The 21,446-nt window shown below is 44.0% G+C and carries 17 protein-coding genes; 7 read left to right on the top strand and 10 right to left on the bottom strand.

The window, feature by feature from the left end; all coding sequences use genetic code 11:
* The first annotated feature begins 80 nt into the window (after positions 1-80).
* From NCI00_RS27760 to NCI00_RS27780, 5 genes are all read left to right on the top strand, one after another.
* Positions 81-1,031: a fasciclin domain-containing protein gene (locus NCI00_RS27760; RefSeq protein WP_253533019.1), complete on the top strand. Its 951-nt coding sequence runs from the start codon at positions 81-83 to the stop codon at positions 1,029-1,031.
* An 86-nt stretch (positions 1,032-1,117) separates the two neighbouring features.
* The gene (locus tag NCI00_RS27765) at positions 1,118-2,179 is read left to right on the top strand and encodes a sensor histidine kinase (RefSeq protein WP_253533020.1); all 1,062 of its coding nucleotides are present in this window, start codon (positions 1,118-1,120) and stop codon (positions 2,177-2,179) included.
* A gap of 30 nt (positions 2,180-2,209) precedes the next feature.
* On the top strand, positions 2,210-2,974 hold the full coding sequence (locus NCI00_RS27770) for a LytR/AlgR family response regulator transcription factor (RefSeq protein WP_114070773.1): 765 nt from the start codon (positions 2,210-2,212) through the stop codon (positions 2,972-2,974).
* A 105-nt stretch (positions 2,975-3,079) separates the two neighbouring features.
* Positions 3,080-3,715 (top strand): hypothetical protein, encoded by a 636-nt coding sequence (locus NCI00_RS27775; protein ID WP_253533022.1) that lies wholly within the window; start codon positions 3,080-3,082, stop codon positions 3,713-3,715.
* 91 nt (positions 3,716-3,806) lie between these two features.
* The gene (locus tag NCI00_RS27780; protein ID WP_253533024.1) at positions 3,807-4,994 is read left to right on the top strand and encodes an NAD(P)/FAD-dependent oxidoreductase; all 1,188 of its coding nucleotides are present in this window, start codon (positions 3,807-3,809) and stop codon (positions 4,992-4,994) included.
* 79 nt (positions 4,995-5,073) lie between these two features.
* On the opposite strand, the gene NCI00_RS27785 is transcribed toward NCI00_RS27780, so the two are convergent.
* From NCI00_RS27785 to NCI00_RS27795, 3 genes are all read right to left on the bottom strand, one after another.
* A complete protein-coding gene (locus NCI00_RS27785; protein WP_253533026.1) occupies positions 5,074-6,726 on the bottom strand; it encodes a UxaA family hydrolase in 1,653 nt (550 codons plus the stop codon).
* Positions 6,727-6,822: 96 nt separating this feature from the next.
* A complete protein-coding gene (locus tag NCI00_RS27790) occupies positions 6,823-8,403 on the bottom strand; it encodes an aldehyde dehydrogenase (NADP(+)) (protein ID WP_253533029.1) in 1,581 nt (526 codons plus the stop codon).
* Between the two features lies 1 nt (position 8,404).
* Positions 8,405-9,253: a fumarylacetoacetate hydrolase family protein gene (locus NCI00_RS27795; RefSeq protein WP_253533031.1), complete on the bottom strand. Its 849-nt coding sequence runs from the start codon at positions 9,251-9,253 to the stop codon at positions 8,405-8,407.
* 212 nt (positions 9,254-9,465) lie between these two features.
* On the opposite strand from NCI00_RS27795, the gene NCI00_RS27800 reads away from it, so the two are divergent.
* Complete coding sequence (locus tag NCI00_RS27800; RefSeq protein WP_253533034.1) at positions 9,466-10,335, top strand: AraC family transcriptional regulator; 870 nt, start codon at positions 9,466-9,468, stop codon at positions 10,333-10,335.
* Positions 10,336-10,370: 35 nt separating this feature from the next.
* Here the strand turns inward: NCI00_RS27800 and NCI00_RS27805 are convergent, their stop codons facing one another.
* The 6 genes from NCI00_RS27805 to NCI00_RS27830 all read right to left on the bottom strand — a co-directional run bounded on the left by NCI00_RS27805 (position 10,371) and on the right by NCI00_RS27830 (position 18,263).
* On the bottom strand, positions 10,371-11,126 hold the full coding sequence (locus tag NCI00_RS27805; RefSeq protein WP_253533036.1) for a ThuA domain-containing protein: 756 nt from the start codon (positions 11,124-11,126) through the stop codon (positions 10,371-10,373).
* Positions 11,127-11,346: 220 nt separating this feature from the next.
* Positions 11,347-13,407 (bottom strand): alpha-galactosidase, encoded by a 2,061-nt coding sequence (locus NCI00_RS27810; protein ID WP_253533038.1) that lies wholly within the window; start codon positions 13,405-13,407, stop codon positions 11,347-11,349.
* A gap of 26 nt (positions 13,408-13,433) precedes the next feature.
* Positions 13,434-15,482, bottom strand: a complete 2,049-nt coding sequence (locus NCI00_RS27815; RefSeq protein WP_253533040.1) for an alginate lyase family protein — start codon at positions 15,480-15,482, stop codon at positions 13,434-13,436.
* Positions 15,483-15,677: 195 nt separating this feature from the next.
* Positions 15,678-16,481 (bottom strand): carbohydrate-binding family 9-like protein, encoded by an 804-nt coding sequence (locus NCI00_RS27820; RefSeq protein ID WP_253533042.1) that lies wholly within the window; start codon positions 16,479-16,481, stop codon positions 15,678-15,680.
* Between the two features lie 69 nt (positions 16,482-16,550).
* Complete coding sequence (locus NCI00_RS27825; protein WP_253533044.1) at positions 16,551-17,471, bottom strand: sugar phosphate isomerase/epimerase family protein; 921 nt, start codon at positions 17,469-17,471, stop codon at positions 16,551-16,553.
* 66 nt (positions 17,472-17,537) lie between these two features.
* Entirely contained in the window at positions 17,538-18,263 is a 726-nt protein-coding gene (locus NCI00_RS27830; RefSeq protein WP_253533046.1) for a 3-keto-disaccharide hydrolase, read from the bottom strand.
* A gap of 265 nt (positions 18,264-18,528) precedes the next feature.
* Here NCI00_RS27830 and NCI00_RS27835 point away from each other — a divergent pair, with 265 nt between their 5' ends.
* On the top strand, positions 18,529-19,548 hold the full coding sequence (locus NCI00_RS27835) for a zinc-binding alcohol dehydrogenase family protein (protein ID WP_253533048.1): 1,020 nt from the start codon (positions 18,529-18,531) through the stop codon (positions 19,546-19,548).
* A 93-nt stretch (positions 19,549-19,641) separates the two neighbouring features.
* Here the strand turns inward: NCI00_RS27835 and NCI00_RS27840 are convergent, their stop codons facing one another.
* A complete protein-coding gene (locus NCI00_RS27840) occupies positions 19,642-20,589 on the bottom strand; it encodes a replication initiation protein (protein WP_253533050.1) in 948 nt (315 codons plus the stop codon).
* Positions 20,590-21,446: the final 857 nt, after the last annotated feature.

Below are 21,446 nucleotides of genomic sequence, written 5' to 3' on the forward strand. Positions count from 1 at the left end.
AAAAAAAAACGATTTGACTACTACGAGACTTTTCTAGGCAGTAAATCAACCATTTTTCAAACGTTAAATATCATCCAATCATGAAAACTACCCTCAAAAGTAACACCCTCAAAATCTATCTTGCAGCGGCAGTGTTGGCGCTCTCATTTACGGCTTGCAACGATGACGACGACGCTCCGTCGACCCCAGCGTTGGGCAATATCGCGGGCGTAGCCTCGGCTGACCCACAGTTCTCCACCCTTGTTGGCGCCTTATCAAAGGCAGAATTGGTGACTACTTTGCAGGGAACGGGCCCATTTACGGTTTTTGCACCAAATAACGCCGCTTTTACCAAAGCGGGTATCACCAGCCTGGACGGTTTGACTAAAGAAGCACTCACGCCCATCTTAACGACCCACGTGCTAAGTGGGAATGTAAAAGCCGCAGATGTTAAAAGCGGTGCGGTAAAAACCGTTAATACAAACAACGACATTTATCTCTCAAAGAATGCCGATGGTGTATTTATCAATGGAAACATTAAAGTAATTGCTACCGATGTAAGTGCCTCTAATGGCGTAATCCACGTGATTGACAACGTAATTGTACCTCCTACGCAATCGTTAGTACAAGTAGCACAGGGCAACAGCAATTTTTCGGAGTTAGTTTCGCTTGTTTTAGCCGCCGACCCAGCAGTAGCTACGGCTCTTTCATCGGCTTCAGCCAACGGCTTGACGGTTTTTGCGCCAACCAATGCCGCATTTACCGAACTGTACAAAACTACGCCTAAGTCAGCTTTATTGGATCCTGCCAACAAAACTCTTTTGACCAACGTATTGCTCTATCACGTGGTACCAGGCCGCGTTTTCTCAACCGATTTGCCAAACGTTTCAGGAGAGGTTTCTACCGCCAACCCTGCGGGTAAAGTTACGTTTAACCTGGCGGGTGGCGCTAAAGTGGTAGGAAAAACCAGCGGTGCCTCCAACATTACAGCGGCAAACATTCTGGCCACCAACGGAGTTGTCCACGTAATTGATAAAGTATTGCTCCCCTAATTGAAGGAATAACCAACGGGCAGGCTTCGTTTCTTTATCAAACGGGGTTTGCCCTTTTTTTAATTCCAAAATCCCTTTTAACCGCTATGTTTTCCATTCACAATCGGTTTGTTTACATGATTTTGCTAGGGCTGTATTCATTTCTGAATACGCTTTTAGTAGAGGCATTTGACCATTATCCGATTAGCACCCCAAAGTCAGTAATTTTAGCCCTTTTTGTCTTGGTTGTCATCGGAATTTGGGAAGGAAACCGCATCTGGGACAATTTCATTTCCGAGAAAAATATCAAAGAATTTTGGAAAAGAATCGCCTACAATTTTACGGGAAGTATCCTCATTACATCATTCATCACCCTTGTATTGGGCGGAATCGTCTGTTATTTGACCATTTCTTCCCGATGGCAAGATTGGGTATTATCGATGAAGCTTTTTCTGATGGTTTGCTTTCGTATCAATCTCTTTCTGAACACTATCCACATCATTTATTTATACCATCTTCAACTCGAACACAGCTACAAGGAAGTTGAGAACTACAAAAAAATCAGTACACAGGCTCAACTACAATCCCTCAAAAACCAAGTTAATCCGCACTTTTTATTTAACAACCTGAGCGTTTTAAGTGCTTTAATTCCGACCGACGCCAATGCCTCCGTGGAATTTGTGCGACAGTTTTCGAGGGTGTACCGGTACTTGTTGAAGAGTCATGAAAAGGAAATTATCGAATTGAGTGAAGAGCTCAATTTTATCGAATCGTATCTCTATTTACTCAAAACCCGTTTTCAAACGGGTTTAGTAATAAATATTCAAATTTCACCGTCGGGCCTCTCAGCGTACATCGTACCAGTGTCGCTGCAAATGCTGGTTGAAAATGCCATCAAACACAACGTAATTGCAAAGAGTAAACCATTGCACATTGACATCTTCAGCGTTGATGGCGTTTCGGTGACCGTCAAAAACAATTTGCAACGGAAAATAGTTGATGAAGAAGAATCCACAAAATTGGGATTAAGCAATATTTCAAAACGTTACGAATTTTTGGGGCAAAAAGGCATTCTCATTGAGGAAAACGACGAACAATTCAGCGTCACGATTCCGCTGATACGCCTCAAAAAACCCGCCTTTTCGTCCGAAATTGAACGTATTGACTAGCTTCTTTCCACTTTTAGCCATTGACAAGCCATGAAAGTATTGATTTTAGAAGATGAAGCGCTCTCTGCTAAAAGAGCTTCACAACTGCTCAACGAATTTGACCCTTCCATTGAGGTGGTTGAAACGCTAGAGTCGGTCGAAGATGCCGCCGCCTGGCTCCGACACAACCCCGAACCCGACTTGATGCTGCTCGACATTCATTTATCGGATGGTTTATGCTTCAACTTGTTTGACCGCGTATCGGTCAAAAGCCCCGTCATTTTTACGACCGCCTATGACCAATACACCTTGCAAGCCTTCAAAATCAACAGCATTGACTATCTATTAAAACCCATCGATAAACACGAATTGAACAATGCGCTCGCCAAGTATCACACCCTGATGCAAGACCGAAAAAGCATTTCTTCCTTTGATATTCAGCGTATTAAGCAAACAATCCAATCCCTGAGCAAAAAATATAAGAATCGATTTTTGGTTAAATTTGGGGATACCATTCAGTTTAAAAACATCAACGAAGTAGCGTATTTTTTTGCCGACGACAAGGTGGTTTATTTGGTCACCAACGAAGGCCGAAAGTACCTGATTGATTATAATTTGGAGAGCTTGGAAGAAATTCTTGATCCACAGTTGTTTTTTAGAATCAACCGAAAATTGATTGTGGGGATAGACGCCGTACAAAAGGTAAAAACCCTCCTCAACAGCCGCCTTCAGGTCTATCTTAAACCTACTTTTGAACAAGACACCTACGTCAGCAAAGAAAGAAGTCCAGAGTTTAAAGTCTGGCTGGATAATTAAGACCCATTTAATTCAGTTATTGCCATGAAACCTTTTCCTCAAAAATTATTTTTCGTTATAACTCTCTTTTACAGTACGTTAACTTTTGGTCAATCTCCCCAAAACGTGAGTCTTTACCTCAAAAATGGCTCTATCATTCGCGGCAAAATTTTGCAAGAAAGCCCCGTTTATAGAATTGAAACTTACGACCAAAGCCAATGGGTTTTTCAGCCTTCAGAAATTGAAAAAGCAATCCCTTTAAAATCGCCCAACCCGAATATAAAGTACAAAGAAAAAGGCTTTGTGCACTACACTGAACTAGGCCCATTGGCGATGAGCAACCGCGCCTCCAATGGGGTTACTACTTCGGCATTTTCATTTCAAACCACCAACGGTTACAAGTTTAACCAGTGGTTTTACACTGGCTTGGGGATTGGTGCAGATTTGTACGCTGTCCAAACCTTTGTGCCGGTTGTGCTTAGCCTCCGGGGAGATTTTAGCCGCACTGGCGATAAAATACCTTTCTATTTTTTGGAAGGCGGCTACGGTTTCAACGCCACCTCAAACGACGTCGACAATCTCCGCTTCGGTGGTGGCACTACCTTTGCGGGGGGAGTTGGCTTAAAAATATTATTTACCAACAATACGGGTTTTGTCATCGGGGCAGGCTATCGGTTTCAACGGTCGTCGGTCACACAATTAAACATTGAAAAGACCGAAGATTTTAACCGCTTAACCCTCCGCGCGGGTTTCTCGTTTTAATTGCCTTCATTATTTCCCAACAAAACAAGTTGCACATCTTCGGTCAAAAGGGCTTATTTTGCTGCTTTATTGGGCGGTTTTAATAAATGCTATGTCAGAAATATACGATGTGATTGTGATTGGACGCGGTTTGTTTGGTTGCCCAGCTGCGAAGTACCTGCAAACGGACGGTTTAAAAACGCTTTTGATTGGACCCGCAGAACCACAACCCGCTGATTTTAAGGAGGCAAAGGTATTTTCGAGCCACTATGATTCGGGGCGAGTAACCCGAAAAATCGGCAAAACCAAAGATTGGAGTAAGCTAAACGCCCAAACCCAAGCGGCGTTTCAATCCATCGTTGACCAATCAGGCATCAACTTTTACGGCAATGAAGGATGCCTCTACGTAAGCGATCTACTGCCCGACGACCATTACACAAAAGCGGTTGATTTTCAGTTGTTAGCAAAAAAAGACAACGATTTTCAGGTCTTGAATGAAGCTCAACTTGAACAGCTTTTCCCCTACTTTTCTTTTCAAAAACCGTCGGTTGCGTACTTTGAAAAAGCATTGTCGGGACATTTGAATCCGCGTTTATTGATTGAAGCTCAGTTGGCTATTTTCGCCAAAGCAGGCGGAAAATGGGTCGACGATGTGGTAGAAACCGTTAGTGACAAAACCGATTTTTATGAAGTAACCACGGGAAAAGCGCAAACCTTTCGAGCAAAAAAAGTACTGTACGCCACGGGTGTTTTTCATCCTTTTTTCCAATTTAATACGCCTGCCATTCCGCTGGAAATAAAAACGGAAACCATCATTTTGGCTGAGGTTTCAAAAATTCAGGCTGAAGAACTACGGCAGATGCCTTCTATATTATACACTTGTAAAACAGATACTTATGACGAAATTTACGGCATACAACCCGTACTTTATCCTGATGGAAAATACTATTTAAAACTCGGTGCCAATCTAAACGACGACCGTTTTTTAACAAATTTGGAAGATATAAAAAGTTGGTTTTGCCAAGGGCCGTTACCCGATCAATTTGAGGTGCTAAAGCAAATGGCGATTGATTTATGTCCTACGATTGATTTCGTATCCTTTCAAATCAAACACTGCATCATTGAATACACCCAATCTCGTCGCCCGCTGATTGCCCAAATCGGACGTGAACAATACATTTGTACGGGTGGCAACGGCTACGGGGCCATGTGCTCAGATGCCATGGGTCGACTCGGCGCAAACTGCGCGCAAGACTTGGATTTTGAATCTGAATTTTCGCAGGGGTTTTTTAGGTTATAGCTTATTTCTTACGCGAAAAAAAAGAGGCCGCTTTGAGTATTCGAAGCGGCCTCTTTTTGAAAGTTAATAATTGAAAATCTTACAAACTTACGCCTCGTTTCCACGGCATAAAGTCATCTTGACCGAGCAGTTGTGCCTTGGTTCTGAATTTTCCGCTTGCCAAATCAATACAATAATCCAACAAATCTTCGGCGGTTTGTTCGATGGTTTTTTCACCGATGATAATCGGGCCGCAGTCAAAATCAATAATATCTGACATTTTCTGGGCCAATTTTGTGTTGGTTGCTACCTTCACCATTGGACAAATGGGGTTTCCCGTAGGCGTTCCCAATCCCGTCGTGAACAGCGTAATCGTAGCGCCTGAAGCCGCTTGTCCTGTGGTGGCAAGTACGTCGTTGCCGGGCGTACAAACCAAATGTAAACCTGGGACTTTTGAAACCTCGGTATAATTCAATACGTCGGCGATGGGCGCTGTACCGCCTTTTTTTGCTGCTCCTGCCGATTTGATGGCGTCGGTAATCAAGCCATCTTTTATGTTTCCTGCCGACGGGTTCATGTCAAAACCTGCGCCCACGGCTTCGGCTTTGGCGGCGTAGTCGCGCATGAGGGTTTCAAATTTTTGCGCTTTTTCTTCATCCACGCAACGGTCAATGAGTTCCTGCTCCACGCCGCACAATTCAGGAAATTCGGCCAGATAAGTTCTGCCGCCCAGCGCCACGACAATGTCGGACAAATGCCCTAAAACGGGGTTGGCCGAAATCCCCGAAAAACCATCAGAGCCGCCGCATTTGAGTCCGATGTTGAGTTTAGAAAGCGGGGCGGGCCGTCTTTCTGATTTATTGGCTTCAATCAATCCTTGAAAAGTACCCTTGATAGCCGCCGAAAGCATGTCGAATTCGGTCCCGTAGGATTGCTGTTCGTAAAACAAAATGGGTTTATCAAACAGTGGATTTCGACTCTTGATTTCTTGCGTTAAATCTTCAAACTGGGTTTTCTGACAACCCAAGCTCAACACCGTAATTCCTGCCACGTTGGCATTGTTGGCATACGCCCCAAACAACGCCGCCAATAGCGCCGAATCTTGGTTGTTTTCGCCACAACCCGACTCGTGCGTCAAGAATTTAATCCCGTCCAGATTAGGAAAAAGCGGTTGAATCGTTGGTTTTTCTGAAGTATAGCCAGGAGTATATTCGCTCAAACCTTCGGGCCCTTGGGCCTTGAACAGCTGGACTAGCTCCTGCGTTTGCTGGAGATAAATATCAGGGAAAGCGTAGCCAAGGGCTTTGTCAAACGCATCTTTGAGCTTCAGGATATTACGATTTTCGCAAAAAACCAAAGGTAATACCAGCCAATAATTGGCCGTTCCAACTTGGCCATCCGACCGATGATAGCCCATGAAAGTTCGGTTTTCCCACTTTGAAACATCAGGAATGTGCCAATCCAATTGGGGTTTGCGTTTCTTTACCGAATATTCGTCCGAATCATGTTTAAGGTTGAAGGTAGTGACCTGCTCGCCCGTTTGAATGGGCTGCGTCGCTTTGCCTACCAACACGCCGTACATGGTCACGTGGCCGCCCGTTGGCAAGTCTTCGGTCACAAATTTATGCTTGGCGGGAATATCCATGACCAATTCAAACGACCGACCATTGAAATCAATTTTAGTGCCTTTCGGCAGATTTTGTAGCGCAACTAAAACGTTGTCTTTGGGATGTACACTCAAATAGGTGTGCATTGTAAAAAAAGTTGAGTGAATGATTTTGAGGAAGTTAAGTAAGGACTTCTACAATGTAGAAGCCCTTTAACTACTCATTTTTAACCTATTAAAATTTTAAGCTTTTTGAAAATCACCGTTTACCAAACGCCAGATAGCCAACGGATTGGCATTTTTCAATTCATCAGGCAACAGATTTTCAGGGAAATTCTGGTAACTGACGGGACGGGTAAAACGGTAAATAGCAGCCGTTCCGACCGATGTACTCCGCGAATCGGAAGAAGCAGGGAACGGGCCACCGTGCATCATCGCGTGGCAAACTTCCACGCCCGTTGGGAAACCGTTGATGAGTAAACGTCCCACCTTTTGTTCCAATAAATCAATTAAATCCGCATACTCTGCCAATTCTTCGGGCGTACCGTGAACGGTAGCCGTGAGGTGGCCTTCCATGGTTTCGGCAATACGCAACATTTCTTCTTTGCTATCGGCTTCTACCAACACGCTGGTTGGACCGAATATTTCTTCCGAAAGCGTATGGTCTTGGGCAAGAGCGTTGGCGTCGGTTTTAAACAAAATCGGTTGAACCGCCGTAAAGCCTTTTGCCTCTACTCCCTTTGCCACGATGGATACACTTTCATTTTCAAGGTGTTTTACAATTCCTTGTGTATAAGCCTTTTGGATTCCACCCGTGAGCATCACCCCACCCGCAACATTTTGAAATTGGGTTTCTAAATCCGCCAAAAAGGGCTGATAGTCTTCTGTTTTATTGGCAATAATCATGCCCGGATTGGTGCAAAACTGCCCCACCCCCAAGGTCACCGAAGCGGCAAATTGCTGCGCAATCTGTGCCCCTTTTTCTTTCATGATTTGGGGTAAGATAAACACGGGATTGGTGCTTCCCATCTCGGCATAAACGGGAATCGGCTCGGGGCGATTGGCCGCCAATTGGACCAGCGCCATGCCACCTTGATACGAACCCGTGAATCCAATGGCCTTAATATAAGGGTGTTGGACCAAAGCAGCGCCCACTTCGGTACCGCTTCCGTGCAACAACGAAAATACGCCGTCGGGCATACCCGATTTAATCGCCGCCTGCTGAATGGCTTTGCCGACCAATTCAGAAGTACCTGGATGCGCCGAGTGTGCTTTGACAATCACGGGACACCCCGCCGCCAACGCGGAAGCCGTATCTCCGCCCGCTACCGAAAATGCCAACGGAAAATTGCTCGCGCCAAATACGCCCACTGGTCCTAAAGGACGCTGCATCATACGTAAATCAACTTTTGGCAATGGCTGACGGTCGGGAATGGCCGTTTCGATGCGGGCATTTACCCACGAACCCTCCCGCAGTAATTGCGCAAACAAGCGCAACTGCCCCGTGGTGCGACCGCGCTCGCCTTGAATCCGCCCCGCGGGTAAACCCGTTTCGGCGGTGGCAATTTCTACCAAAGCGTCACCGATATTTTCAATTTCTTCGGCAATGGTTTCGAGAAACAAGGCTTTTTCAACGCCTGATTTTTTACGGTAAACTTTAAAAGCGTCGTAGGCTTTTTGGGCCGCCAATTCCAATTCTGCTTTGGTTGCCTTATGGTATTGGGTAGGAAGCGTTTCGCCCGTCGTAGGATTTGGGGCTTGAAATACGCTTCCGCCTTCGGCCGAAACGGCAAACCCAATCAATTGTTTTCCTTCTAAAATCATCTTAAAGTGGTTTTTGTGAGACTTTGTTGACCAAAGTCCCAATATGTTCAATGGTTATTCTGACTTCGTCGCCCACGTTCAACGTAAATTCGTTGGGTGGAACCAAGCCGGTGCCCGTCATCAAGAACACCCCATAAGGAAAAGAGGTTTCACGGAACAAATATCCAATTAGCTCAGTATGAGTGCGTTTCATTCGATTGATAGAAATATTTCCTTCAAAAACATTCGTTCCGTTGCGTACAATGGCAATGCTAATTTGGGCGTCTGGGTTGATGGGTTGGGCGGGTACGTACAAACACGGCCCTATGGCTGCGGCACCATCGTAGCTTTTGGCTTGGGGCAAATACAACGGGTTTTCGCCTTCAATATCGCGCGAGCTCATGTCATTGCCGCAGGTATAACCTACAATTTTCCCATTGGAAGTGGCAAAAAGCGTCAATTCAGGCTCAGGAACATTCCATTTTGAATCACGTCTGATCAGCACTTCCGCACCCGTGCCCACGGTTCGGGCAGCGGTAGCTTTGAAAAAAAGCTCTGGACGGTCGGCGTCGTAAACCCGGGCGTAGAAATCACCGCCACCCGCATCTTTGGATTCTTCCATGCGCGCTTCGCGGCTTTTCATGTACGTAACCCCAGAAGCCCATACTTCCTGTTGGCGAATGGGGGGCAAAATATCCGTTTTGATGGTTTCAGCCAACGACGCGTCGGGAGAAAGGGTACTGATTTCGGCCGTTATGGCGTCAAATAAATCGTCGCGATTAATATAAGCGTCCCAGTCTTTTTGGGGCGAAAGGTAGTAATTGGCGTCAGCTTCGATGACAATGCCCTGCGACGTTGGATACAGCTTCATGGTCAGTTTTTTTGGTTGATTGGTAAGGGATTCTTATAAGTGATAATCGGGATATATTTCGTAAAAAAAGAATCCCAATTAAGTTGAATAATCGTATGCAAAGAAAATAGATTAGTCAATACATTAGTTGTGAAATATTATTTACTTCCGGTGAAATAATAGCAATTTTACATCTACATTGATTTAATAATACAATTATATCATACAGTTTCATGCAGGCAATCCTTCGAAAAGTAAATCCTTCGGCCGATTATTCGTTCATTGCTCGAATTGATAATCTTCCTTTTTTGTACGAAAAATGGCATTTTCATCCCGAATTTGAGTTAAATCATATTCTTGAAAGTCGAGGAACGCGGTTTGTGGGTGATAGTATCGAGGAATTTGAAGAAGGCGATTTAACCTTTGTGGGGAGCAATTTACCCCACGTTTGGAAAAACGACAACAACTATTTTTTGCCCGATTCCACCCTGCGGGCCAAAGCCCGGGTGGTTCAATTTCTGCCCGATTGTTTTGGCCCAGATTTTCTAAAATTAAAGGAAATGGAGAACATCCGTCGCCTGTTTGAAAAAGCCAAAAGGGGACTTAGGATAATGGGAAAAACGAAAGAAAAAGTAGGTGCGTTGATGGCGCAACTCGTTGAGAATCCCAGCGGAATACAGCGAATAGGGCTATTTTTAAACATTCTCGAAGCCTTGGCCGAATCGGAAGAAGTGGCCTTTTTGAGTAGCGAAGGTTTTCTTGATTCGTATCACCGGTTTGATACCGACACCATCAACCGCGTGTATGAATTTACGCTTTCCCAGTTTAATCGCAAAATTTTGATTGAAGAAGCCGCTGCCTTGGCGCACATGTCGGTGGCTAATTTTTGTCGGTATTTCAAAAACCGCACCCAAAAAACCTACGTTCAATTCCTGACCGAAGTACGTATCGGTTACGCCTGTAGGATGTTGATTGAAAATAAAAAAAGCATTCAGCAAATCGCCTTCGATTGTGGGTTTCATAATCTCTCTAATTTCAACCGCGCCTTCAAAATGCTTAAAAATCAGAACCCAACGTCGTATCGGGCGGCGTTTAGTGAATAAAATTGAGGCAATTTTACTTTAATTTCCACCGCCCATTACAGCTTATAAATCACGGCATTGGCAATGATGCGGGTATAAATTTGGTTTTCAAAATCGGTGTAAGAATGCCCCGGTTGACTGTAAAAAATCCAGCCTTTTTCTACGGGCATACACCACGCCGAGCGGTCTTGCATCCATACTTTGCCCGTGGTATCTTTCATTTTAAAACCCATTAACACCGTGCGCGGGGTTTGAAAATTATGGTTTAGAAACGCTTCGGTATTTTGTAAAACAAACCCTGGTAGTGTATTTTCTTGTGCCTGACCTTCGGGGGTGTAAAGGATTTGAGTGTCGTAGGTGATTTTATGGGTAGTAATAAAATGATTGGGAGCCAGATTGACCACCTCCATTGCAATGTCGCCAACGAATTTATAGGCGCCCTCCCCCGCTTCTTTTTTTGGTAAATCTATACCTAAAAAGGTAAACCATTCGTTGTTTTTTCGTTTTGCCGAGCTGATAGAATGGTGAAGAACGATAAGTTTACCGCCATTTTTTGCGTATTGAATAAACGCTTTTTCTGGTCCTGAGTCTAGGTCTTTGTGGATGTACACAATCACCGCCCTAAAGCCTTCCAACGAGCGCGGCAAGTCGGTTTGAAAAACAATTTTGGTCGTAATTCCTTCCTGTGTTTTCAAAGATTTTGCCAACACCTGCATGGCAGGAATTTCGTCGGCTACAATCAAGACCTCCTGAGAATGGGTTTTTATAGTGAAGCTAAAAAACAAGAGGAATAAAATAACATATTGTCTCATAGCTTTTTATAATGTTATAGTGTGTTTTTTAAATCTTAGCCTTACAATCATCTCATAGGACTATACCATAATTTCATTCTCTCATTCAACCTCAATTGAGAAAATATTGCGGACAATAACCCTAGCAATAAACATACAGCAAGGTCAAAAGTTTTAGAATCCCTCCCCAAAAACATCCTTTTTTATCTTTTTAAACCTTCTCAATCAGTAACATATTTTTTCATTTTACCGCGTACTTATATAAGACAAAACTATTTTTGAGGGGCAATTCAAATTCAACATGCCCCCCGTTGAGTACTTGTCCATCAAATGATTTTCCGCTACCCGCCACCGATGTAAACGTGACGCGCTGCCCCGCCGAAAACCACGTTTTTACCGACGATTTTACGGCTCCATTGTCTTCCCTAAACACTAAGATATAACCTTCTTTTACATTTCCAATAGACTGAAAACCTGCCCATTGCTTTCCGTTGGGTTCGTTACCGATTGGAAAGATTTGCCCTGCGTGAATTTTAGTGTTATGCTGAAGGTATGTCTTAATCAGCTTGCCCGTAGCAAAGCCTTCTTCTGGCAGACCTGTTCCTTCAAACCACGCCAGCGGCTGCGCAAACATCGTGATGGCAAATAGGTAATCAAACGAATAATTTTTAGGAGCAAAAGGGTCATTCGTTGGATATTTATCCACGTTTCGCCATTTATTCAAAAACTCGATTTGGAGGTTTTGAGCAGGCACATACTTAGAAAGCATCCATAAATTACGAAGGGTTGTATAGGGATAATAGTTGGTCCAATCGGTATAGCGATTTTCGAGAAAGATATTCCCGTATTCATTAAAATAATGATACCCACCGCGGCGCCCCGCCGTCACGTCAAGGTTAAACACTACATTATGATTTGTATTGAGGCTTACTTTATCCAAAAACTTCCTAAAATTTACCTCCGCCAATTTATCGGGCAAGTTTACCCCGTCAATTTTGAACGTCCGAATTCCGTATTTTTGATACAATCCAATCAGCGCATCGGCATCTTTTTCCCAGTATTCATTGCTGTTGTCTTTACTTGGATTGAACCAAAGACACACTTCAATTCCCAGCTCCTTGGCTCTTTTTAGAACGGGTGTAAGCCCTTTGGGAAACTTTTCAGGGTGAGGCTCCCAATAATTTTTATTGTCCCAAATATTGTTTAACGAGCCCCCTTTGAGCGCCGAATTGGAAGAACGACCCGATTGCCAGCCGTCGTCCAGCTGAAAATGGGTAATGCCTAACTTAGCCCCCGCTTCTAGTTCTGCCAAAGCAAATTGTTCACGAACGCGTGTATCCTGCCCCCGATCTCCCCAAGTATTCATCAGCACCATTTCATCCCGCCCTGCCTTGTGCGTTCGTAGATTACGTTGGTACAAACGCAGGGCTTTGTAGCGGTTTGACTCGTTGCCCGAGTAAACACCCGTGACAAAACCATAGCCGCGTCGCCATTCGGTGGGGTGCAAATCAGTGGGATTTAGCCCCGCCCCAATGACTCGGAATGTGCCAAATTCAGTAAGAAAATCGCCCCCGGGATACGCCAACTGGACGTTGGAAGTGGGCGCTTCTTTTAGGATAAATATCCCTTCATCGCTCACTTTGTCGTGGGCAAAAAGTAAATTACCTCGGTACAGATTGGGGCGGTACGAAATGGATTCTTCCGAATGGACCAGATTATTGAAGCGGTCGGTGATGTCCGAAAACTCGACGGTATTGAGTTGCCAATGTTTGCCGGGAAGTTCTAATTTTTCGATGACCGGCGCATTGGTGACGGTGTTGTTCGAGACGAGTTGTTCGAGATTAACCATATCGGCCAAATTAATTCCAGCTTGCAGCCAAAACGCAATGGTAGAGCCTCGATAGTACAAATTGCAGGCAATAACCGCGCAATTGGGATACACCCGCAACACCCGTTTTATCTCTAACCTATCCAACGTATAGGTAATTTCAGCTTCCAGATGCGCGGGCGTTACGGCATTTTCAGGGACTATTTTGGCAGAAAACTGGGCTTTTTCACCTACTTCAGATTGTCCAGGAAAGTCCAAATCTGCTTTTTTTGTATTCATTTTCCAGACCTTCCCGCTGGTTTTATCGGTCAAAGAGCAGGTGATTAAGTTTCCTCCATTCCAAAAATATTTACGTTCAATTAATTGATTTTCAATAATTAACGTATCGTTTTTGAGTTCGGCTCGGCAAGTATTTACGCCTTGAGCCATCAGCCCAGTGCTTATCATGAAACACAATACGACGAGGTTTCTCATGACTATTCTGTTTTTGTCGGAAACTCTTACTCTTTTTCTGATTTTATCACCACACCGTTGCGATCCAGAAACGGCACGCGCACCACCCACGAACCTTTGCCAGACTCGGTCACCTTCACCATGACATGGTCGTCGGTTTTTGATAAAATCGAGGTTTTTAACTTGGGCCCTTTTCCCTCGGACGGCCACAAAATCCAAACGAAAGTGTCATCGGCGGGTAGTTTACGCGAATAAATACCCGTAGGATTGGGCACATACGCGTTGTAAACTCGGCTATACCACCCCTGAATCGTGGGGCTTTCCTGTCCTTTGACCAGAGTCATCTGCCATCCTCGCGTATCAACGGGGATTATTTGGAGGTTACCGTAGTCGTTTTTGGTGAACATATTCCCATTGGCATCGATTTCAACGGTGCAATCAGGGTGCCAATGCCAAAGGGTTTCGATGGTGCGGGGGCGGTCTGTTTTTAATTGGTCGGCCACCACCCAAAACTTATCGCGCAGGTACACCACCGAGCGGGTATGTTCAAACGTACCTTCTAAATCGGCGAATGAGCTCATCTTTCCCGAGCCATAATCGTGGTCTTTTCCGATAAAAAAATGGTTTTCAGGGGTTGGTTCAGTCGTCACTTTGGGGCCTGCGGCTTGCCCCTTTCCATCCACCAAAACCAAATTGTGCCCTTGACTACCCAAGGCATATTTTCTAAATTTCTGCGCCACACTTCCCGTATACGCAAATCTACCCGCATCCACCAACAAATCGCGGCCGTAGGCTACTACTGATAAATGGAGCTTGTCATTGTGCTGATGCCCGCTTCCCCAGGGGCCTACGTCCAAAAACGACCAATGCGCTTTTTCGCCGTACCCACTTCGCGAAATCAACTGCCCCGCCCAAGGGAAAAATACCGAAGGCGCGGCGTTGGGCTTTGTCCCTTTGGTACCGTTTGATACGACGTATCTCCAATCAGAACGCTCGTATTTTTGGGCTGCCTCTAGTACATTTTGTCGATTATTGTTCAAGTCTGAATCGTTATTCAATACCCCAAAACCATCAGGTCGGATTGTCATGGCGAGGTAGTTCCACATATCCTGCAAGGTTTTGTTGTAATACTCAGAAAGTACCACCCCCGCTTTTTGACAGGTTTCGGCAAATTGATTAAAATTCAAAAGCGCTACGTAATGATAACTTGAAGATAGTTCTGTTTGAGTGCCATCGGGGTACACCTGTTCTTTCATGCTTGCGGTCATGGCTTTGATGGAGTAGTCGAGCCACGAGGGGGATTCTTTCAACTCAGGCCACGCCGTTGCCACTACCGCAAGGCCCGACATTTCCATGGTGAGCCAGTTTCCCTGCGCGTGAAAATTTCGGGCGTAGTGCGCATGGAGTGGCAAGCTGCTCAGTATCAACAATTGAGTGGCAGGGCTGATTTGCTCCGTATTCCATAATTCATAAAAAACTTTCTCCCATACTTTTTCCCGAAAGCTTACTTCCAGACCACGCCACATGGCTGTTCGGCTGTTTTTGGCAGGATAAGGCCAACTGCTAATGACCCAACTTTTTACAAATGAATCTACATATTGCAGATACTGAAGGTTACCCGTTTCAAAATATGCCTCAATCACGTCCCGTATGGGGTAATGGCGGTTGAGCGCCCACGCCCATTCCAAATCATTTTCGGGGCCAGTATGCGCCCATTTTAAATGTCCGTCGGGTAGGCGCGGAGTCTTACCCTTCACCTCCTGAAAGGTGAAAACATCCTTCACGATGGAGTCGGCATCCGCCCTCGTTTTCAATGATTTAAGTGGTAATTTCTGGCGTGGAAGTACGCGCTTCGATTTGGCATAATACGCTAATAAATGGCGGCCTGCCAAAGGTAAGTTATTTGACAAATAAGCTTTTTTTACCTCCTCTAACCCCAGATACTCCAAATTCAGGTTTTGAAAAATAAAGTTAATTTGTTCGGGATAAGCCGCACATACTTCTTCTACGGTAGTAAGCTTTTTCCAATCGCTTTGAGCCAATGAAACAATGGAAAATAAACAAAGAAAAATGGTGGTGATAGATTTGATTTTCATCCGTAGAAGTGTTTGAATAGTCTGATAATTTGGATAAAAAGGATGGATAGAAAACCCAACAAAAATCGGCGGTAGCAGGTACCAAATCCGTCGGGTTACCCAAGCGCAGAAGAGTTATTGAGTTAACCCATCAATATCAATAAACAAAATCAAAAGGGCTTTTTAAACTATAAGAGCCTATTTTACCAAAAGTTTCTATTCTATAAACGCAATTCGGCTCCATTTTTCGGGTAAATGAGTATCGTAGATACCATGCGGGGTGAGCGACATTGCGGGGTGGGGCTGCACCTCTTTTCCCCCGGCCGTCAATTTTTGAAATCTACCCAAAAACATCGTCCAAATGTCCCCGTTGGTGGGCGGAAGAGAACGCCCATTGGCCAAGAGATGCAAACTGCTCCAAGGAATAGAAATCTCCAAGCTCCAACCTTTGTCAACGTCGGAGTTATCGTTCAATGTGCCGTCAATTTGCACCGCCGTTTCCAATCCAGGCAGGTCAAAATTGGTAAACGCCCAGCGAATCCCACGTGGGTTCGTGCCTTTCCAAAACGAGACCCCGCTCCTATCGTAATCACCGCCAAAAGTGTACGCCTGCGGCTGATGGACATCAAAAGACGGAATATCAAATTTGCTGCCTTTGTTGTAGGCATCTTTCCAAATAAAAAATACTTCGTAAATGGTGTTTGCCGCGTTGATTTCCAGCTCATAATAACAATCACCGCCATCAATAAATACTTCTAAGTCATTTTCCAAAAAAACAATGCTATCTCGCTCGGTTTGGTAAGCCTCTACAAAAGGCTCCTCCGCGACAAAGGCAATGTACAAATGGGTCTCGTTCCAAAGAACCGCCGTTTGGGTGTTGTACATTCCTGGGGCACCCGTCACCATATCCACCAATCTTTTGCTCCATTGGGCATTTTTCCAAACATCCTTGGTCACGTTTCCGTCGATTGCGATGGACGTTGAAATCTTTTGGGCTTGATAATCAGAGGCACTATTCATGGCGAACAGAGAGGGGTTATCTGTTTTACTTAATCAACCCCAATTCAATTTCTGGGGTGTTTTTGACGGCTAGAAATATTTTTTCATTGCTTTGGGGTAGTCTGGGAAAACCGCTTCGGGTTCTTCAATTTCTGGATGCCAACGTTTTTCCCATTCAAAGCTGTAATAACCTTTGTAACCATTTTTTTCCAGTGCCGTTATCGCCTCCGCCAACGGTGCTTCACCTTGACCGATCCTGACATAATGCAATTTTCCATCTACCACCTTAACATCTTTAATGTGCACGTGACGGATGTATTGTTTCAATTTATCATATACTTCGGTCGGCGTTTCTTTCGTAACCGTCCACATATTGACCACGTCCCAGATAAGCCCAATCTGCGGGTGTTTGGCTGCCTGCATGATTTGAGATAAAATTTCTTTGCCGACTACTTTACCGTGAGATTCAAGCAATACATTCACATTTTTTCCTTCGGCATATTTTCCTAGCTCCAACAAACCATTGATAATCAACTCAATGGTTTTGTCTCTATCTTGTTCTTTGGGCAAGTCGTTGGGAAATACACGTACGTTGGGGCAGTTTAATTGCTGGGCCAAATCAATGAAACGTTTGGCTTCGTCGAGGTTGGTTTTACGAAGAACCGGCTCAGCAATGTGCATATTGGCAGATGCTCCCAAACCCACTATTTTTATCCCTTTGTCATTTGCTTTTTTCAACGATTCTTTGATTTGAGCCGCGCTGCTAAACTCTGGACACTTCGTTAAATCCATTTCGTTAAGAATTCCCCGGATTTCAATCCCTTTGTATTGATGCTCCGCCGCGAAATTAAGAATGGTATCAAAAGACCATTTGGGACACCCCAAAGTCGAAAACGAAAAAAGAGGGTTTGGTTTTTTGACCTCAAATGAAAATCCCGCAAAGGCTAAGCCCACTAGCCCGGGGGTTGATTGGAGAAATTCACGTCGGGTAGAATTCGTTAACTTGTTCATATCTTCTGTTGGTCAATGCCTAAAGGTTAAGAGGAATAATCGCCTTGTTTATTATGGCTTGGTGTGTTACAAAGGACGAATTTTGATATTTCTAAAAAAGGCCTGATCGCCGTGGTATTGCAGCAAAATCCTGCCCCGCTCACCCGTTCCAAAATTAGGCAAATCTTTGTATTTGCTCATCGCAATCAACCGACGGTATTCATCACTGTTGCGCTCATATTCAAGCACTTTAACACCGTTGAGCCAGTGCTCGGTATGATTGCCTTTTGACACAATTTTTGCCGTATTCCACTCCCCTATTTTTCTGACTGGCTTATCTTTTGCTGCTGGAATCATGTCATAGAGTGAAGCGGTGGTTCGGTTTCCGTCGCGGCCCTTTTTGGCGTCGGGGTGTTTGTCATCATCCAGTAACTGAAATTCCAGTCCCAGCCCCGACTTGGGCAGATTGGGGTCAACGAAGTATTTAATCCCGCTGTTGCCGCCTTCGGTGAGTTTGAAATCAACGCTTAACTCAAAATTGCTGAACGCTTCGGTAGTGACTATGTCGCCACCTTTGCCTTCGGAGGGCTCCACGCTCAGGACGCCATCGCTTATTTTCCATCCTTTTTCGGGAAATTTATCCAAAGCCGCGCCCCTCCATCCGTTGGTAGTTTTACCATCCCAGAGCAGTTTTACCCCTTGCTTTTTCTCATTTTTGGAGAGTGTATTAGGGGCTTGTTGCCCAAAACTTACGTTAAACGCCAGCAACAGAAGGGATAAAGAAGCGAAGTTTTTTATTTTACGTTGGTTCATGCTTTCGGATTTTTAATTGGAAAAGGGATTAATTCACTACTTCTAACCAATTTAAGAATTATTGAAGTAATGTTTATAGCTAATCAGGATTGTTTAGCCAATAATCCTTTCACAAAAAGGAACTCATGACAGGCTGTTGAAATGAATAAAATGCCCGTAATTTACGTCAGATTTAAAGCCCCTAATCCAATACACCCAAAATCAAAATTCATTTTTCAAACCCTGATAGGCCCTTTTAGGGTCTTTCGGTTTATCATTCATCCGTATGCAAGCAATTGTATTAGAGCAACCCGAAGTTCTCAAAAAAATTGAATTAGAAGCCCCCCAACCTCCTGCACCAAACGATGTTTTGCTGAAAATAAAACGCTTGGGGGTTTGCGGTACCGACCTCCACGCCTACAAAGGCAACCAGCCTTTTTTTTCGTATCCGAGAATTTTGGGGCACGAAATCGCGGCCGAGGTGATTGCGTTGGGAGAAAATGTGTCCCACTTAAAAATCGGCGATAGGTGTGCCGTGATGCCGTACCGCAATAAGGAAATAGACCAGGCTGTACGACGCGGCAAAACCAATTGCGGCAGCACGTTGAGTGTTTTGGGGGTTCACGAAGACGGTGCCATGCAAGAATACATCAGCTACCCTGCCCAGCAGGTTTTTCCAGCCAATGAACTCTCCCTTGACCAAATCGCCATGATTGAGCCCTTGGCCATTGGCAGTCATGCCGTCGAGCGCGCCGACATCCAACCCGATGATATTGTGCTGGTAGTGGGTGCAGGCCCCATTGGTATCGGAACGGTAGCGATGGCTTTGCTCAAAGCCGCCAAAGTGCTGGTGTTGGATATGAACCAAAACCGATTGGATTACATCGCCGAAAAGTTTCCGTCGGTCGCCTGCATCAAACTCAATGACGCTGTTGAAAATTCGCTTAAAGAAGTGCTTAACGGTGATTTACCAACGGTGATTTTGGATGCCACTGGCAACAAAGAATCAATGCAAAAGTGTTTTGAATACGTGGCTCAGGGCGGCACGATTGTATACATCGGCCTTTTTATCGGTGACGTTGTTTTTCACGACCCACTTTTTCACCGCAAAGAAATTACCCTTAAATCTTCCAGAAACGCAGTGGCTACAGATTTTACAAAATTGATTCGCTTATTGAAGGCGGGCTTGGTTAACATCGACGGGTACATCACCCACCGATTAACCTTTGACACACTGCACGAAACCTTTACAAAACTGTATTCGCCCGAAGAACGCGTGATAAAAGCCGTTGTTGAATTTGATTAAAAGCTACTCTCTTTCAGATGATTATGTACCATATTTAGAACGTAACCATCTGAAAGAGAGCAATCTTAAAAACCTTGTGTTTTAGTATTTATACTAACCCAATTTTGTCTTTTTTACCCTACCGCTTTCACTAAATCCCAGCACCACCGCCATGTAGGCGGTTGGATTATTAGGACTGCGTTTGCCCGCTTGTATTTCTATGTCAGCGTTGATAAAACGGTTGGCAAGTTCTTCGTCTTGAACAATTTTATTTTGCTGCGACTTGGTAAAATCATACGCCTGGAGCCGTTCCTGAAAATATTTCCATCGGTCGTCCATCGACATTTGCCCCAATTCATCCCGTATTTCTTGCAACTCGGCCAATGCTTTTGATTCTTGCGTCACAATCAAAAAAGAGATATGGGTGACTTTGCGGCCTGTTTTGTGGATTTGGTAAGAAAATGCGAGGTCAGTTTTGGCGGAGATTTCTTCCTGACTTGGGTCGAGTACACGCCGCTTAAATTGTCCGAAATCATCGTATGTTTCTTCGGTGGCAGAAATCAACTCTCTAAGGTCATCCACCGCGATTTCAGACCAAGCCCCTCCGTTAAAATTTTTCCAACGGGAAAGAATCTCGTACAATCGCTGAGAATACGTTTTGTTGAGCGACAAAGCAATCGCCAGTTCGTATTCGGTGTAGCCACTTTTGATTTTTGCAATGTGAGGAAGCACTTCGTACGAAACTCCAATTTCAAACACCCCTTCCTTGGCACTGTACTTGGCGGATGAAAAAACATTGTAGGCGCTAAATTCCTTTTCTTCATCATTTCGGAGCCAAATCTGACAATTTCGCATCAGTGATTGCGTCATTGCAAGCATCTGACGATAATTATTAGTAATGAGTTTTGCGGGTATTTTGAAATATTTATTCTGCTTTAGTTCGGCATCCGTTTCCGTTATTTGGTTCATCACGATGTAAAAAACGCGCTTTTCCAATAGTGAAAAGTTTTGACGAGTCATGATTGCCCCATTAGGCTGTCGATTGTAGTGCTTTAATTTCATTCTTTTGGACAAGCAGACTGCTTTTTTACTTACTGGAAGCTAAGGTAAAAATCTTTTCTGTCAAAACAAAACTGTGTCAGAATTTGCGTTTTTTTGACAGAATTGGGCTACATTTTGACAGAATTAGAACTAAAATATAGGCAGTCAAGCTCTAAAAAACGCGTTCTATTCACTGTAAAGCGCATTTTAGCGAACTATTGCCCACATAAAACCTTCATTTCTTATACTTTTTAGGATAAAAATCACCTTCTCAAAATCAATACCATACATAATCAATTGACGGTCAATACTTTATGCAAACTTGTACTTATTTATCGACTACATTTTGACAGAATTAGAACTTTGAGCAAGAAGCTAGATTTGGGGTGATTCATTTTTTTAAACGCACATTCCACAACTTCTTAAAAAAAATAAAAAATATCACTTTTCACTCCTAAAATTTAAAATTGTTATTCTGAGAACACAACAAAGAAACCAATGACTCCTAATTCTGTCAACTATTTCTGTCTGACATTTTTAATGACAGAGTTCGGCTACATTTTGACAGAATTCGACTACATTTTGACAGAATAGATTACTACATTTTGACAGAGTTCGACTACATTTTGACAGAGTTCGACTACATTTTGACAGAATTCGACTACATTTTGACAGAATTCGACTACATTTTGACAGAATTCGACCCTGCAAGCCACTGACTATCAGTGAATTACAATCCCCTTAAATCATCAATATTTTAATCATCAATTTCTAAATAAAAATTTAACCAATTTTCAAATTAAAATCAATGCAGTTTTCTTCTAGGGAAAAACAAAAAAGGAACAACAAAAAACAAAACAAAAAACAAAAATTCGCTC

Source organism: Runella salmonicolor (assembly GCF_024158025.1).
Classification (GTDB): Bacteria; Bacteroidota; Bacteroidia; order Cytophagales; family Spirosomataceae; genus Runella; species Runella salmonicolor.